The following is a 15,444-nucleotide window of genomic DNA, read 5'->3' as shown; positions in this document are numbered from 1 at the left end:
CAACAGGCGCCGGCGCCGCGGTTCGGCTCAACGCTTGAGCATCTCCACGTAAAGAGCGCTGCCCATCAACTTGCGCATCTTTGTCCGGTCGCCGCTGGCGGCGTCGGCGCTCTTGTCCGTCTGCTGCATGCGCTGGTTCATCATCGCGTTGCGGCGCTCTGATTCCGCCGCGGACGGGACGTCGTTAAAGCGGGTGAGCAGGATGACGTTTGGCTCGCCGTCCCGTGGATTGACGCTGTTGAGAATATGATATTCCAGCAGCCAGCCCTGAGATTTCGCGTATTCTTGGTTGGCTGTCCAGGTCTTCGACAACCAGTCCATGTAATTTTCGAACTGCCCGTCTTCGACGTAGATGCGGTTTGCTTGCCAGAACGGACCGGCCTTGACCGCGCTGTCCTGAGCGAACGCAGGAAGCGACCAGGTTAGGGCCAACGCTGCAGCCCCGATAAGATATTTACGCATATTTGTAATCCCCTAAGTTGCCGGCAGATGACCGGCGCTCACGCTAGACAGGCTGTCCCGGACCCGACTGAAACCGGTTCCGGGCCCGCAAGACCTACTTCCGGTAGACCAGCTCCTGGAGCAGCATGTTGCCGCCGAGCTTGCGATACTTTGCGCGTTCGCCACTCTGGCTGTCCGACTGGCGTGCGCTTGATTGGAGATAAGCGTTGGTTTCTTTTGCGCGCGCGTCGTCTTCCGCCGGAGTGGTGGGCCGATCGGCGATCGTCACCAGGTAAAGGTCCGGCTCTCCGGCGCGCTTGTTGACGTTCGAAAGGATGTAGGAGGCCTTGATCCAGCCCTTGGACTTCTGGAAGTCGATGGACTTGCGATAGAGGCCGGCAAGGTGGTCGGCGTAATCGCCGAAATGGCCGTCATCGATGGTGATTTCGGCAACGGTCCAATAGTCGCCGCCCTTGACTGGGAAATCCTGCGATACGGCAGGGGTAGATAATAGCATTGCAGCCGCACCGAGTGCGGCAATCATAGTCTTACGCATTGAGATGCTCCCCGGTCCGGAAACCCGAGTGTTTCCGGCTAATGGGAGCGGCGTCGCCTATCGGCGGAACGCCTGGACGGCGTCGCTCCGGCGCGCCTCATAGACCTCGTTACCGAGTCGGTCCTAATGTAAATTAAACAACCAGGCGCTGCTGGAGGGCTGCGGCGGCGGCAGGTGCACGGACCTTGGCGCCGTTGATCATGAAGACATAGGCATCGTCGCCATTCGCGACCCAGTGCTGGACTCGTCCTGCAAAGCCGTCGAGCGCCTCGTCGTCGTACCCGGTCGGAAGCTCCTCGTGCATCCGCTGCAGGCGGGCGTATCGGAAGCTTGCCGTGTCCGCATCGATGCAGGGAAATTCGTCGTCGTCGCCGAATACGACTGCCACGTCGTGCTCGCGGCAGAGATCGAAGAAGCCGTCGTCCCGGAAGCTCTCGTGTCGCGGCTCAAGTGCGTGGCGCAACTGAATTCCGTCGAGCGCGCGGGGAATCAGCTTCAGAAATGCTGCGATGTCCTCGCGGTCGTACTTGCGGTGCTTCGCAAGCATCCAGAGGGTCGGGCCTAGCTTCGGTCCGAGCGCCGAAAGACCCTGGGCATAGAAGTTGCCGATCCCTTCGCCGGCATCACAGAGCTTCGGCCGGGTCACGCAGTAGCGGGACGCCTTCACCGCAAACTGGAAGTCGTCGGGCACCGCGGCCGCCCAGGCGGCCCAGCTTTTGGGGCTTTGGCGCGAGTAGAAGGTCGAGTTTATCTCGATCGCGCCGAGGTGCCGCGAGGCATATTCAAGTTCGCGCTTCTGCGGCAGGTCGGACGGATAGAATACGCCGCGCCAAGGCTCGTAGGTCCACCCGCCGATTCCAATCCTGATCCTACCTTGCTTCGCGCCAGCCATAATCGCCGGCTCTATAACGGCATGCCGGGCTAGGCGGCAGTGGGGATGGTGAAAGCGTGCGTAGTTCCCGTTTCGGTCGAGACCACCTCATGCCGGGCGCCGAGCTGTCGGGCGAAATTCTCGACGAGTTTCGTGCCGAGTCCGCCGCGCTTGCCCGTTGACCGACCTTTCATGCCGACGCCGTTGTCTGTGATCGTCAATTTGAGCTCACCGTTCATGCGGCCCTTCACGAAGACCTGACCCTCATCGCGGCCATCGAACGCGTGTTTGAGGGCGTTCGTGACGAGTTCATTAACGATGATGGCAATCGGGATTGCCTTGTCGGCGCTGGTCGTGATCTCCTCGACGTCGCAGCTGACGTTGACGTGCTGCCGGGAAAGTCCGCGTTCGATTTGCTCGCACAGGCCGCAAAGGTGGTCGTCCAGCCGGACGTGCTCGAGGTCCCCGCTGCGAAGGGCAAGGCGCTCGCTTGCATGAGCAATCGCCTGGATGCGATCGGCGACCTGGTGCAGCGCGGCCCTGACATTATCGTCGCTGGACCGTTGAGCCTGAAGCTGGACGAGCGCCAGGACGGTCTGGTGGTTGTTGCGGGTCCGGTGGTCGATTTCGTTGAGGGCGTGGTTCAACAGTTCCATGCGGCGTTCACGCTCCGCCGTGCCCTTGTCGACTTCGCGCTGATAAAGACCAATTACGAGGAGGACCAGGAGCTGGGAGAACGTGGCAATGATCAATCCCCCTGCACGTTCGGCGTCCGGAATGCTAAAACTCCAGGCCGGGGGAACGATCGCGTACCAGATGAGTAACTGACCCACGACCAAGGCAACCAGCCCGCTTCGCCAGCCGGCGAGCATGGCGGCGGTCACGACCGCGAGGAAGTTCAGTGCGTAAGGCGCACGATCGTTGGCGATGGGTTCGAGCTGAGCTCGGACCCAGACCATCAGAATGGCCGCGATGATTCCAATCGACAATTCGACGAGCAGCGGCGGGGCTCGATGGGCCCAGCGCTGCGGCAGACGCGAGTAAAGTATCTTGCGAATTGTCGCCCCCAGGAATGGCTCGAAGCCCGAACCGGAAAACGATTATTATCAGTCAGAAAGCGAATGTCACCGACGATCTCGTTAACTCTGCCGTCTAACCTATGTGAAAGTTCTGCCGCCGGAGATACGCCGCGATCATGAGCCGCGAAATACGCAACATCGTAATCCTGACCGGGGCCGGCGTGTCGGCGGAAAGCGGCCTCGCAACATTCCGGGCGGCGGACGGTCTGTGGGAAGATCACCGGGTCGAGGACGTTGCGACGCCAGAGGCCTATCGGCGCGACCCAGTCCTGGTGCATCGCTTCTACGATGCGCGGCGAGCGCGTCTCTGCGAGGTCGAACCGAACGCCGCGCACAAGGCGCTAGCGCGGCTCGATGCCGAATGGCCGGGGGAACTCCTGCTCGTTACCCAGAATGTCGACGACCTGCATGAGCGCGCGGGCTCGAAGCGCCTGCTGCACATGCACGGAGAGTTGACCAGCGGATGGTGCCTCGCGTGCGGCGAGCGTTTCGCCTGGGAAGGACCGATGGGCGAAGGCGCGTCGTGCCTGCAATGCGGAGAGGTGGGCCAAGTCCGTCCCGACATCGTGTGGTTCGGCGAGATGCCCTATGACATGGATCGCATCGACGAAGCGCTGCGGCGAGCCGACCTGTTCGTGTCGATTGGAACCTCAGGCGCGGTGTATCCGGCCGCCGGCTTCGTGCAGACCGCCCGCTGCTGCGGCGCCCGGACGCTCGAGATGAACCTGGATCCAAGCATCGGCAGCACGCTCTTCGACGAGAGCCGGCTTGGACCTGCCGGAAAGCTGGTGCCGACGTGGGTCGCGGAGATGATCGGACCCTAGTCAGACCACTCCAGGCCGATGTCTTCGTAGAGAGAGCGGTCCTCGCCCCAGCGTGGATTGACCTTAACGTGCAGGAACAGGTGGACCTTGCGGCCGAGATGCTCGCTAATCTCCGCGCGGGCCTTCTCGCCGATGGTCCGCAGCCGCGATCCGCCCTTGCCGATCACGATCGCCTTTTGGCTGTCGCGCTCGACGAAGATTTGCTGGTGGATGACGGTCGATCCGTCGGGACGGTCCTCCCAGCTCTCGGTCTCGATCGCAGACGAATAGGGCAATTCCTGATGGAGTTGGTTGAATATTTGCTCGCGGGTCATCTCCGCGGCAATCATTCGATCGGTCGCGTCGGAGACCTCGTCTTCCGGGTATAGCCAGGGGCCGTCCGGCATCGCTTCGGCGAGCGCTCCCTTAAGGTCGGGCACGCCATCTCCCTGCGCTGCGCTGATCATGAACACCTTATCGGGGTTCAGCCGCTCCGTGAGCGCAACCGACAAGGTCAGCAGGTTGGGCTTCTTGACGAGGTCGACCTTATTGAGCGCGATCCACAAGGGGTGGTCGCGATGCCCAAGATTGTCGATGATGCGCTCGACCTCACGATTGAGGCCGTCCGAGGCATCTATGACGAGCAGGATGAGATCCGCGTCCCCGGCACCGCCCCAGGCCGCGGCGACCATTGCCCGGTCGAGCCGTCGCCGTGGCTCGAAGATCCCGGGCGTGTCGACTAGCAGGATCTGGGACTGGTCCTGAATCGCGATGCCCATCAGCCGGGCGCGCGTCGTCTGAGCCTTGGCGCTGACGATCGCGACCTTCTGGCCGACAAGGGCATTCACCAGCGTCGATTTGCCGGCATTCGGGGCGCCGATCACGGCGACGAAGCCGGCGCGTGTGGTCTTCTCGGTCATTTCAGTTGGTCCAACAGTGCTGATGCGGCCGCGGTTTCCGCTTCCTGCTTGCTCGAGCCTTCGGCGGTCGCTTCGCCCACGTTCCGGATTCCGACCTTAACCGTGAAGCGGGGGGCATGGTGCGCGCCGCTCTTTCGGGCAATTTCATATTCGGGGGCAGCCCAGTTGCGCGCTGCAGCAAGCTCCTGGAGCGCCGACTTCGGGTGCTTCGGAGCCTTGCCCTGAGCGTCCACGAAAGGCGCCCAGGCCCGTCTTATGAACGCGTCCGCCTTCTTCAGTCCGCCGTCGATGAGGAGGGCTCCCACCAGGGACTCGACCGCGTCTCCCACGACATTCTCGCTCTGGTTCGCGCCGTCGTCGCGGGCCTGCTTGCCGAGCCTGATCCAGGCCGGAAGTCCCATTCCACGCCCGATCTCCGCGCAGGTTTCTCGCGACACGAGGACATTGTAGCGGCGGGAAAGCTTACCCTCGGGCTCTTTCTCAAAGCGCTCATAGAGCAGGCGAGCGATCACCAGCCCGACCACTCGATCGCCAAGGAATTCCAGCCGCTCGTAGCTATCCTTCCCGACGCTGGCATGCGTCAGCGCGCGCTCGAAAAGCGAGAGATCATCTGGATCGTGGCCCAGCGTCTCGCGCAGGAAGTCGCGAAGTTCGGTCATTGGGACTGTCCGTCGAGGGCGCTCGCGATGCGACCGCCGCGAAGTGCCGTGAACCAGGTCCACGGCTTTGCATATTCGGCAGTGCCGTCGGTGGACCAGAAGATGAATGCCGCCCGACCCACCAGATTTTCGATCGGGACGAAGCCGATGCCGCCTTCCTTGACGCTGAAGCGGCTGTCGAGGCTGTCGTCACGGTTGTCGCCCATCAGAAAGACGTGGCCGCCGGGAACCTTGATGGGCGCTACGTCGTCGCCGCGGGGGTTACTCACCTGGTCGATGACTTGATAGCTCCGCCCGCCCGGAAGCGTTTCCCGATAGACCGGATAAAGGCATGCCGAAGCGCCGCCGTCCGTTCGCCCGAACATCGGCGTCGCTCCCGCCACCACGCGGCAGGGGCTGTTTGCCGAAATCGGCATCGTGAAGGTCCCCGCCTGCTCACGGGGCACCGGCTTGCCGTTGACTATCAGCATGCCGCCCTGAACCTCCACCGTATCGCCGGGCAGGCCGACCACGCGCTTGATGAAGTCTTCCTCCGTGCCGGGGGCACGAAAGACGACGACGTCGCCCCGTTCCGGCAAGCTGCTGAAGATGCGGCCGTCGAAGGATGGGAAACCCCAGGGAAAGCTGTAGCGGGAGAAGCCATACGGCCACTTCGACACCATCACATAGTCACCGATGTAGAGGGCGGGCAGCATCGAACCGGAAGGGATATTGAACGGCGCGAAGATGAAGCTTCGGATCACCCAGGCCAGCAGAAGGACAGAGACGATAAGACGCGGCAAGCTGCCGCGGCGCTCCCTTCTGCTGGTTCTTGAGCCCGATCGCCGAGCATAGCTTAATGCCATCGCGCGTGCTTGTTTCCGCCTGTGGCCCAGCCGTCAAGCGGGGATGGTTTTTGTGGGTAGCCCGACTATGACGCCGGCCATGGCAGGCCAAGACTGGAACGCGATCGACGCGTACGAGGTGCAATCGCTCGAAGCTCTCTTCGAGCGCGATGAAGGAAGGCTTTCGGCGTTCTCGCTCGAACTCGGCGGTCTCTATTTCGACTGGTCGAAGACGCATCTCGACGCGGGATTGCTCGAACGCTTCGTCGCAATTGCCGAATCCAAGGACTTTGCCGCGGCCCGCGACTCCCTCTTTGCAGGGGAGATCGTGAACGCGACGGAGGGTCGGCCCGCCGAGCATGTGGCTGAGCGAGGAACCGGGGCGCCCGATGCGGTCGAGTTGGCGTCAGGCCGCCGCGGCCGGATGCGCGCCCTTCTCGATGCGATCGAAGCAGGCGCGTTCGGCGATATTACCGGCGTTCTTCACATTGGCATTGGCGGATCCGTTCTCGGGCCGGCTTTGCTCGTGGACGCGCTTGGCCGGAACGGTTCACGGGCCGAGGTTCGTTTTCTTTCAAACATCGATGGCGCGGCGTTCGACGATGCCGTCTCGACGCTTGATCCGGAAACGACGCTGATCGTCGCCGCCTCGAAGACGTTCACGACGGCCGAGACCATGTCCAACCTGAATGCCGCGATTGGCTGGCTTCGAGAGGGTGGCGTGGACGATCCCTTTGGCCGAGTGATTGCGGTGACTGCTCATCCCGAAGCCGCGGTCGAGGCGGGCGTCGACGAGACGCGCATTCTTCAGTTCAGCGAGGGGGTAGGGGGTCGCTATTCGCTTTGGAGCGCCGTCGGTTTCTCCGCCGCTCTCGCGCTGGGCTGGAGTTCGTTTGAGGAATTGCTTGAAGGCGCGGCCGAGATGGACCGGCATTTCCGATACGCCGAGCCCGCCAGCAATGCGCCGCTAGTTTCTGCATTCATCGACCGTCTCTACGTCCGCAAGTTCGAATGCCAGACGCGTGCCGCCTTCGCCTACGATGAGCGCCTGCGGCTGCTGCCGTCCTACCTCCAGCAACTCGAGATGGAATCGAACGGCAAGTCGGTGAGGCTCGACGGATCGCCGATCGGCCAACCGTCCGCGCCGGTGACCTGGGGCGGAACGGGCACGGACGCGCAGCACGCGGTCTTCCAGCTGTTGCACCAAGGCACAGTGCTCGTCCCCGTCGAATTCCTGGCGGTTACCGAGGCCGAGGATAGCCTGCCGCCCGATCACCACCGTCAGCTGTTGTTGAATGCCTTCGCGCAAGGCGCTGCGCTGATGCGGGGAAAGAAGAGCGACGATCCGCATCGCAGCTATCCCGGAAACCGCCCGAGCACGACCATCCTTCTCGATCGGCTGGATGCTCGGACGCTTGGCGCTTTGATTGCCTTCTACGAGCACCGCACGTTCGCGAACGCCATTTTGCTCGACATCAACCCGTTCGATCAGTTCGGGGTCGAGCTGGGCAAGGAAATCGCCCGCAAGCTCGACGAGTCCGCGGACGATGAAAGCTTCGACCCGTCAACAAAGACGCTCATCGAAAGAGCCGGGCTCTAGGTCGCAACGCATCGCACCGATGCATAGATGTCATTGGCGCGTCCGCTCGTTCTCCGCGAGAACGAGCCGCATCGGAGGAATGGAATGGCGGACTTTGACCTGTTCGTAATCGGGGCCGGATCGGGCGGCGTGCGTGCAGCGCGCGTGGCATCGAGCTACGGCGCGCGCGTCGCAATTGCCGAGGAGCACAAGGTCGGCGGGACCTGCGTCATTCGGGGCTGCGTCCCGAAGAAGCTGCTCGTCTACGGCGCGCACTTCGCTGAGGACCTCGACGACGCTGCCATGTTCGGCTGGGACGTGCCGGAAAAGCGCTTTGACTGGGCGGTGCTGCGCGACAACGTCCTCAGCGAGGTCGGCCGGCTGGAAGGCGCTTACACCGAAACGCTGACCAACCATGACGTGACGATCTTCAAGGAGCGCGCGACGTTGATCGGGTCGAATTCGGTTCGGCTCGCTTCCGGCAAGACGATCACCGCCGAGAAGATACTGATTGCGACCGGTGCGCGTCCGCTGATGCCTGAGCTTCCGGGCATCGAGCATGCGATCAGCTCGAACGAGACCTTTCATCTGGAGAAGCTGCCGAAGCGCATCATCATTGCCGGTGGGGGCTACATCGCGAACGAGTTCGCGGGGATATTCCATCAGTTCGGAAGCCATGTGACATTGGTGAACAGGACGGACGTCCTGCTTCGGGGCTACGACCAGCAGGTCGTCGACCGGCTGATCCAGATTTCCATCCGGAAGGGGATCGAGTTCAAGTTTCACGCGACGATCGAGGCGATCGAGAAGCGGAACGATGGCTCGCTCCACGTCCGCATGACCGGATGCGACGATATTCACACGGACCAAATATTGTTTGCGGTCGGACGGCAGCCGAACACCGAAGGCCTAGGCTGTGATGCGGCCGGAGTCGACGTTGGCGAGAAGGGCGAGATCAAGGTCGACGCAGACAATCGCACAAATGTGCCGTCTATCTTCGCGGTCGGCGACGTGACCAACCGGGTTCAGCTGACGCCAGTAGCGATCCGCGAGGGGCAGGCTTTCGCCGACACTTTCTTCGGCAAGAAGCCGCACCAGGTCGACTATGATTGCATTCCGAGCGCGGTGTTCAGCCATCCGCCGCTGGCAGGAGTTGGAATGACCGAGGGTCAGGCGCGCAACCGGCTGGGCACCGTAAAGACCTTCACCTCCGACTTTCGGCCTATGAAGAACGTTCTCGCCGGTCGGAACGAGCGCTCGCTCTACAAGCTCGTGCTCGACGGCGAGACCGACAGGGTCGTAGGCGTCCACATGATCGGCCCGGATGCTCCGGAAATCATGCAGGCCGCCGCGATCGCGGTGAAGGCAAGGCTCAAGAAGTCCGACTTCGACGCGACCGTGGCCCTGCACCCGACCATGTCGGAAGAGCTCGTCCTGATGAGATAATCAGGGGTTGCGGGCGGCAACCACCCTGCTGCCATCACCCCGGATCAGCTCCAGCTCGGTCGCGTTGTTTCCAGCGACCTTGAACTTCACGCGCTGCATCGGGTCTTCAGCGAAGGCGAATTCGTTGGGCCCAACCGCTACGAGCTTGCCCTTCGGTCCGCCTTCGCGCTGGAAAATGAGAGCACCGTCATCGTTCGTGATGTGGCGGACCCCATAGACGCCCACATATTGCGGCAGCGGCAAAGCGGTTGAGACAGGGGTGAGCTGCGCTTCGAGAACCTGGGCACTTCCCTCCAGCATGGTCTTGTCCGGTCCCGCCGCCTTTGCCGCGAGCTTCCGGAGGGCGTTCACCTGGGCGACTTCGAGCGCATTGTCCTGGCTCGCCTTGATCGTTGGAGCGATGCCGACCTTTTCCCAGTCCTTCCCCGTCGAGGCGAGCACGGCCCGTCCGACGGAAACGCTGATGACGTAGCCACCCGCGACCGGGAAGAACTCGTTCCGATAGCCTGCGCCGGCAGTGTTCTCGCCGACCAGTTCGCCGAGCTTAAAGCCGTTCACATGCCCGATGAATTCCTCCGCCGCGCTGGCGCTACGGCCGCCAGTCAGCACGTACAGCGGCTTCCCAGCCAGGCTGCCAGCCGGAAGCGAGCCGAGGCTCTTCCACGTGTCGCCTTTTTGGCCGCGCATGTAGAATGTCACGATCGGAGTGTTCGGCTGGAGGAAGTGGCTGATCATGTACTGGACCGCGTCGGGGCTTCCGCCGCCGTTCTTGCGCATGTCGATGATGATCGCGTCGCCCCCTTTGAGGAAGCGCATCGCATTGTCGTAGACTTCCTTGGTCTTATCGCCGCCCCAGAAGAAGCCGATCGTTTCCATGTAGCGGATGTTGCCGGGCAGCACTTTCAGCTGCAGAATTCCGTGATTGAGGCGGTCCGCGAACCGGATTTCCTCCGCGCTCGGCGGGGCGTCGTCCGCGCCGGCCCCGGCCGGGCGAGCGGCCAGCTCCGCCGATTGCTTGGGATCGAAGTGCATGCCAAGGTGATGGTCGTGCGCCACCGCCTCCAGGTCGGAGTTGATCCGTTCGGCCAGCGCCCCCGCGTCGGTCACGTCGTACCGGCCGTCGTCCAGGCCCTTCGCAAGGGCGGCATCGAGTTGAGGCCGAAGTTCGGGCAGGACGTAGTTTTCGTTGAGGATGCGCCGGACATCGGCGACGACCGCTTTCGCATCGATCGAGGGTTGCGTTGCGGTCGTCGCCTCCTGCGCCTGCGCGCCGGCGTTCGCTGGGATCAGTGCGAGCGCTGCCGCGCCGGCCAGTGCCGTCATAATCTTCATTTCCCGCTCCGAAATCGTGTCTGGCGTATTATTAGACTAATACGCCTGCGCGTGGTGCGCAAAGACAGGCCCGACCGTGCCAGATTTTGGCACGGAGACTTCGACTGGCGGCGGCGCGGGGGCCTCACTATAGGCTCTGGCGAACACCGGTGGGGATCTGATGCACGACGTTGTAATCATCGGCGCGGGCCACAACGGCCTGACCTGCGCTTACTATCTCGCAGCGAAGGGGCTGAAGGTTGCCGTCCTCGAGGCGTCCGACACGGTCGGTGGTGCGGCGGTCACGGACGAATTCCTGCCCGGCTTCCGCAACTCGGCCGCGAGTTACACCGTCAGCCTGCTGAACCCAAAGGTCATTCGCGACCTCGATCTGGAACGCCACGGCCTCAAGGTAGTGCTCCGCAAGACTGATAATTTCCTACCTGGCGACGGCGACTATCTGCTCTCCGGCCGAAATGGCCTGACCCGCAAGGAGATCGCCCGCCACTCGAGGAAGGATGCAGAAGGGTACGACCGCTACATTGCGGACCTAGATGCGGTCGTCGATCTTCTGAAGAAATGGCTCCTGCGTTCCCCGCCGAATGTTGGTGCAAGACTCAGTGCCATTCCGAAGATCCTGACGCTCGGCAAGGACATGGCCGGGCTGTCGCTTGGCGAGACGCGCGTCGTTCATGATTTCGCCCTTCGAAGCGCGGGCGAGGTCCTAGACCGCTATTTCGAGACCGACATCGTGAAGGCCCTGTTCGGTTTCGACGGTGTCGTCGGCAACTTCGCGTCTCCGTACGCGGCTGGCAGCGCCTACGTTCTGCTGCACCACCTTTTCGGCGAGGCCGCGGGCGTTCCAGGAGCATGGGGTCATGCGATCGGCGGCATGGGCTCGATCACCCAGGCCATGGCCCGTTCTGCGCGTGAGAAGGGCGCGGACATCCTGCTTGGCACGCCAGTCGAAGAGATCATTGTCGAGAACGGCAAGGCCGTCGGCGTCGTGGCGGGAGGCAAGGCCTGGCGCGCCGATACGGTCGTCGCCGGAGTCAACCCGAAGCTGCTGTTCGACAAGCTCGTTCCGCAGGGAGCGGTCGATGCGGACGTCCACAACCGCATGCATCACTGGAAGGGCGAAAGCGCGACTTTCCGGATGAACGTGGCCCTGTCGGAGCTGCCCAAGTTCACGGTGCTCCCGAAGAAGGGCGATCATTTGACCGCCGGCATCATCATGGCGCCGAGCCTCGGCTACATGCACAAGGCCTGGCTGGATGCCGAGAACAACGGCTGGACCAAGCAGCCGGTCGTGGAAATGCTGATCCCGTCGACGCTTGACTCCACGCTGACGCCGAAGGGAAAGCACGTCGCGTCGCTATTCTGCCAGCATTTTCGCTTCAACCTCGGCCCGGGCCGAAGCTGGGACAAAGAACGCGAAAAGGCGGCGGACGCGATCATCGCGACGGTCGATTCCCATGCGCCGGGCTTCGCCAAGTCGGTCATCGGAAGGCAAATCCACTCGCCGCTCGACCTAGAGCGCCGGTTCGGATTGGTCGGCGGCGACATCTTCCACGGCAAGATGAGCCTCGACCAGCTGTTCAGCGCTCGGCCGATGATCGGTGCGGCGGATTACCGCATGCCTCTGAAGGGCCTCTATCTCTGCGGATCGGGCGCGCACCCCGGGGGCGGCGTTACCGGGGCTCCCGGCCACAACGCCGCGCAGGCCGTTCTCGCCGACCGCAAGCCCTGGAGCAGACGGAAACCGTGACAGCGCCGCTTGCAGGCATCCGGGTCCTAGACCTCTCGCGCGTTCTCGCGGGGCCTTGGTGCACGCAGCTTCTCGCCGATCTCGGCGCGGAAGTGATCAAGATCGAGCGGCCGGGTGCAGGCGACGACACGCGGCATTGGGGTCCGCCGTGGCACGGTGAAGGCGAGGAGCGGGTCGCGGCTTACTTTCTGAGCGCCAATCGCGGGAAGAAGTCGGCTGCGATCGACTTCGCCAAGCCGGAGGGCGCCGCGCTCGTCCGCAAGCTCGCCGAGCGGAGCGATATCGTCGTCGAGAACTTCAAGGTCGGGGGCCTGAAGAAGTTCGGGCTCGACGCCGAAAGCCTTCGGGCAGCCAATCCGCGCCTGATCGTCGCGTCGATAACCGGCTTCGGTCAGGATGGGCCCTACGCCGACCGCGCCGGATACGATTTCATCATCCAGGGGATGGGCGGGATGATGAGCATTACCGGCCTTCCTGACGGGCAGCCGGGCGGCGGGCCGCTGCGCGTGGGCGTTGCGGTGGTCGACCTGTTCACCGGCATGTACACCGCGACCGCCATCCTGGCGTCCCTGTTTCGCCGCGAGCGCACGGGCGAGGGCGCGCATGTCGACATGGCTCTGTTCGACACGCAGATCGCAGTGCTCGCCAACCAGGTTTCGAACGCGCTGGTGTCTGGCAAGGACCCGCCGCGGCAGGGCAATACGCACCCGAATATCGTTCCGTATCAGCCGTTCGAGGCCGCCGACAAACCTTTGATCGTCGCCGTCGGAAATGATCGGCAATTCGGGAAATTGGCTGAACTGTGCGGCCATCCGGAATGGACGACGGACGAGCGTTTTTCGACCAACGCCGCCCGCGTCGGCAATCGCACCGAGATGGTGCGGCTGATCGGCGAGTGCATTCGCCAGAAGCCGGCGACCGAGTGGTTCGAGCAGCTCGACGCGGCGGGCATCCCCGCCGGTCCGATCAACACGATCAGCGAGGCTCTCGCGGACGTTCAGGCTCGGCACCGGCACATGATCCGTACCATGACGGGAATACCGCTCATTGGCTCACCCATGCGAATTGATGGAGACCGCACGGATACCGATCTGCCACCGCCCGCGCTCGGCGAGCACACAGAGGAAGTTCTTGAGTCGTTGGCGCTGGACGGCTCGGAGGTCGAGCGGCTCCGGTCGGCTGGAGTGGTCGGCTAGCCTATTCGCCGTCGCCGAGCTCGGCGACCAGAACGTCCAGCTGGTTCTGGCAGCCGCGCTGGATGAGCGCTTCGGCGGTATCCACTGCGTCGGACGGGAGGGCAGGCATCAGCGAAAATCGGACGCTCTCGGGGCTTGGACCGTCCTTCAGTGCCAGCTGATAATCCACGCCCTCGCTAATCGGCAGTGCAGCGGGCCAATCTATCGTCGACTTGCCGGCCGGCCAGTTGACCGTCGTTGCCTTGCCCGACGAAAGCGTGATGATGAGCTTCGCGGCGTCCTCCGACGACGGCCGCCACATCTTGAGCGGGCTGCCCTTGGCGATGCAGATCGTCCCGCTCTGGCTGATGTCGAGGTTCCACGGGCTCGGATTGAGAGCGAGGTCGCCGGAGCGCATGGCGCCGAAGCGCGTGCGGCGGGCGGCCGCCATCGCAAGCCCTTCCGCGCTCGATGAGGACGCCGGGAAAGTGCCGGGCCCACGAAGGGTCTTGGTGGCGTTCGGGCCGAGAATCGTGACGCTGTCGCCGGGCTTCAGCGAAATCTTGGCGCTGTCCGGCAATGCCTTGCCCGGCGGGTAGGCATTTGCTGACGGACCTGCCGAGCGGACGACCAACGCCTTCGACAGGGCAGGGGCCGCGATCGCCACGCAGCAACCCGTCGTCCAAGCAGTCAGAAGTGTTCGCCACGTCATCGTGCGCCTCCCCCCGCGACGCCTCACTGGGCGTTCGCGACATTGTACTTGATTGTTTCCTTGGCGGTCAGGCAGCGTCGGGTTGACCTGTCGGCGTCCGATGCGACCGCCTTCTGCTGGTACATCACTTCGGTCAGCAGTTTTCGCGACACGCCCATCTTGATGAGGAAGTCGTTGTCCTCGCTCGCGAGCATGGCCGAGTCCTGCTCGACATCGCCGATCAACGCCGTCGCTTTGTCGGCCCCCTGAGAGATCTCCGCATGGACCGCATCCTTGTCGGCGAGATGCGTGAACATGTGGACCACGAACAGGCCGCCGTCGTCGATGAAGCGGATCGGCCCGCCCATGAACATGAAATTGCAGGCCGAGAAGCAAGCCCACCCGGGTGGTATCCTGGTCGGTATGCCCTGCTTGCGGATGATCGTACCGGCCTTGTTGCCGACCCGCGCGTCACCGCCCGGCGATCTAAGCCAAATTTCATCGACCGGTTCATATTGCTTCAGCGCGTCCGCAAGCCGTGTCGCGGCATCCGCGTCGATCATGCCTTCCGCCCTCAGGATCCGACGTGCTTCCGTCTCGAACAGCGAAAAGCGCATCTGGCGATAGGTCGACCAGTCGAGAACCTTTGGGCAAGTCGGGTTGAGCGGATCGCGGGGCGTCGAACCCACCGCGGCCTCCGCGTTCGCACTTGCGAGCGCCGCCGCGATCAATAACGAAAGCGCTGCCAAGTCACGCCTTCCTGTAGCCGCTGTCGCCCTTTCCGCGGCACATCTTCTTCGGAACGGTGGTTTCTTCACCATCGATGATCACCACGTCCGTCACGGTCATGCACTGGCTACCGTCCGCCAGCTTTTGAGAACCCGTAACCTTGGATGAGCCGGTCACGTTCTTGCGTGACTCGCTCTTCCATTTGATTTCGGTGCCGACACCCCCCTCAATGGCCTGGTTGGTCGCGTCCGCGGCCTGTTTCTGCTCCTTGCAGTCGAGCAGCTTCAGCAATTCGTCCGCGACGATCGAGCTTACCGGGACCAGGCTGCTTGCTATGCCACCCGCACGGCCGAGAATGCCTCCGGCAATGCCTCCGAGGACGTTGCCGAACATAGACCTTTTGGCTTTTTTCTGCGGATTGTCGGCGCATTGCTCCTGGCCGGGCTCCTGCCCGTCGGCCTGGGCAATCGCGGCGCCGACTGGAATCGTCAGCGTCGCTGGGGCAGCCAGCAGCAGAGCCGCAATGATGGATACGCGAAACATGACTCGGGACCCCCAGAGCAGACGGCAAACTATGCCTCGGTTATAACCC

The 15,444-nt window shown here is 63.2% G+C and carries 16 protein-coding genes; 5 read left to right on the top strand and 11 right to left on the bottom strand.

The genetic code is table 11. The features are described from left to right. Positions 1-27 precede the first annotated feature (27 nt). The 4 genes from ACMC5O_RS06270 to ACMC5O_RS06255 all read right to left on the bottom strand — a co-directional run bounded on the left by ACMC5O_RS06270 (position 28) and on the right by ACMC5O_RS06255 (position 2,857). Positions 28-462: a hypothetical protein gene (locus ACMC5O_RS06270; RefSeq protein ID WP_187709476.1), complete on the bottom strand. Its 435-nt coding sequence runs from the start codon at positions 460-462 to the stop codon at positions 28-30. Positions 463-556: 94 nt separating this feature from the next. After that, positions 557-997, bottom strand: coding sequence for a hypothetical protein (locus ACMC5O_RS06265; protein WP_187709477.1), 441 nt, complete (start codon positions 995-997; stop codon positions 557-559). A 133-nt stretch (positions 998-1,130) separates the two neighbouring features. After that, on the bottom strand, positions 1,131-1,889 hold the full coding sequence (locus ACMC5O_RS06260; RefSeq protein WP_187709478.1) for a DUF72 domain-containing protein: 759 nt from the start codon (positions 1,887-1,889) through the stop codon (positions 1,131-1,133). A gap of 29 nt (positions 1,890-1,918) precedes the next feature. Beyond that, entirely contained in the window at positions 1,919-2,857 is a 939-nt protein-coding gene (locus ACMC5O_RS06255; protein ID WP_426693445.1) for a sensor histidine kinase, read from the bottom strand. 206 nt (positions 2,858-3,063) lie between these two features. Here ACMC5O_RS06255 and ACMC5O_RS06250 point away from each other — a divergent pair, with 206 nt between their 5' ends. Continuing rightward, complete coding sequence (locus tag ACMC5O_RS06250; RefSeq protein WP_187709481.1) at positions 3,064-3,771, top strand: NAD-dependent deacylase; 708 nt, start codon at positions 3,064-3,066, stop codon at positions 3,769-3,771. Here the strand turns inward: ACMC5O_RS06250 and era are convergent. From era to lepB, 3 genes are read right to left on the bottom strand one after another with little or no spacing between them, the layout of a single operon-like run. Further along, the gene (gene era / locus ACMC5O_RS06245) at positions 3,768-4,670 is read right to left on the bottom strand and encodes a GTPase Era (protein ID WP_187709482.1); all 903 of its coding nucleotides are present in this window, start codon (positions 4,668-4,670) and stop codon (positions 3,768-3,770) included. The two genes, ACMC5O_RS06250 and era, sit on opposite strands and share 4 nt — an antisense overlap. Continuing rightward, positions 4,667-5,329 carry a ribonuclease III gene (rnc, locus tag ACMC5O_RS06240; protein WP_426693444.1) on the bottom strand — a complete coding sequence of 221 codons (663 nt, stop codon included), beginning with the start codon at positions 5,327-5,329 and terminating at the stop codon, positions 4,667-4,669. The genes era and rnc overlap by 4 nt, the downstream gene beginning before the upstream one ends. After that, entirely contained in the window at positions 5,326-6,111 is a 786-nt protein-coding gene (gene lepB, locus ACMC5O_RS06235) for a signal peptidase I (RefSeq protein ID WP_426693443.1), read from the bottom strand. The genes rnc and lepB overlap by 4 nt, the downstream gene beginning before the upstream one ends. Positions 6,112-6,253: 142 nt before the next feature. Between lepB and pgi the strand changes: the two genes are divergently transcribed. Both pgi and gorA read left to right on the top strand, forming a co-directional pair. Next, complete coding sequence (pgi, locus tag ACMC5O_RS06230) at positions 6,254-7,753, top strand: glucose-6-phosphate isomerase (RefSeq protein WP_246444486.1); 1,500 nt, start codon at positions 6,254-6,256, stop codon at positions 7,751-7,753. 84 nt (positions 7,754-7,837) lie between these two features. After that, complete coding sequence (gorA, locus tag ACMC5O_RS06225; protein WP_426693442.1) at positions 7,838-9,178, top strand: glutathione-disulfide reductase; 1,341 nt, start codon at positions 7,838-7,840, stop codon at positions 9,176-9,178. Here the strand turns inward: gorA and ACMC5O_RS06220 are convergent, their stop codons facing one another. Then, positions 9,179-10,510, bottom strand: coding sequence for a S41 family peptidase (locus ACMC5O_RS06220; protein WP_426693441.1), 1,332 nt, complete (start codon positions 10,508-10,510; stop codon positions 9,179-9,181). A gap of 160 nt (positions 10,511-10,670) precedes the next feature. Here ACMC5O_RS06220 and ACMC5O_RS06215 point away from each other — a divergent pair, with 160 nt between their 5' ends. Further along, positions 10,671-12,257, top strand: a complete 1,587-nt coding sequence (locus tag ACMC5O_RS06215) for a phytoene desaturase family protein (protein WP_187709484.1) — start codon at positions 10,671-10,673, stop codon at positions 12,255-12,257. Beyond that, positions 12,254-13,453, top strand: a complete 1,200-nt coding sequence (locus ACMC5O_RS06210) for a CaiB/BaiF CoA transferase family protein (protein ID WP_426693440.1) — start codon at positions 12,254-12,256, stop codon at positions 13,451-13,453. Before ACMC5O_RS06215 ends, ACMC5O_RS06210 begins: the two co-directional genes overlap by 4 nt. 1 nt (position 13,454) lies before the next feature. Here ACMC5O_RS06210 and ACMC5O_RS06205 read toward each other — a convergent pair whose 3' ends face one another. Genes ACMC5O_RS06205 through ACMC5O_RS06195 form a run of 3 tightly spaced genes read right to left on the bottom strand, consistent with a single transcriptional unit; the run spans position 13,455 to position 15,395 of the window. Continuing rightward, the gene (locus ACMC5O_RS06205) at positions 13,455-14,144 is read right to left on the bottom strand and encodes a hypothetical protein (RefSeq protein ID WP_187709485.1); all 690 of its coding nucleotides are present in this window, start codon (positions 14,142-14,144) and stop codon (positions 13,455-13,457) included. A 23-nt stretch (positions 14,145-14,167) separates the two neighbouring features. Further along, positions 14,168-14,872 (bottom strand): hypothetical protein, encoded by a 705-nt coding sequence (locus tag ACMC5O_RS06200; protein WP_426693439.1) that lies wholly within the window; start codon positions 14,870-14,872, stop codon positions 14,168-14,170. A gap of 1 nt (position 14,873) precedes the next feature. Continuing rightward, positions 14,874-15,395 carry a hypothetical protein gene (locus ACMC5O_RS06195; protein ID WP_426693438.1) on the bottom strand — a complete coding sequence of 174 codons (522 nt, stop codon included), beginning with the start codon at positions 15,393-15,395 and terminating at the stop codon, positions 14,874-14,876. Positions 15,396-15,444 lie beyond the last annotated feature (49 nt).

The sequence above is a fragment of the Sphingomonas sediminicola genome (genome assembly GCF_049991885.1).
In the GTDB taxonomy this organism is placed as follows: domain Bacteria; phylum Pseudomonadota; class Alphaproteobacteria; order Sphingomonadales; family Sphingomonadaceae; genus Sphingomicrobium; species Sphingomicrobium sediminicola.
Note: the sequence above shows the minus strand (reverse complement) of the source record. Positions and strands in the feature narration are given on the sequence as shown.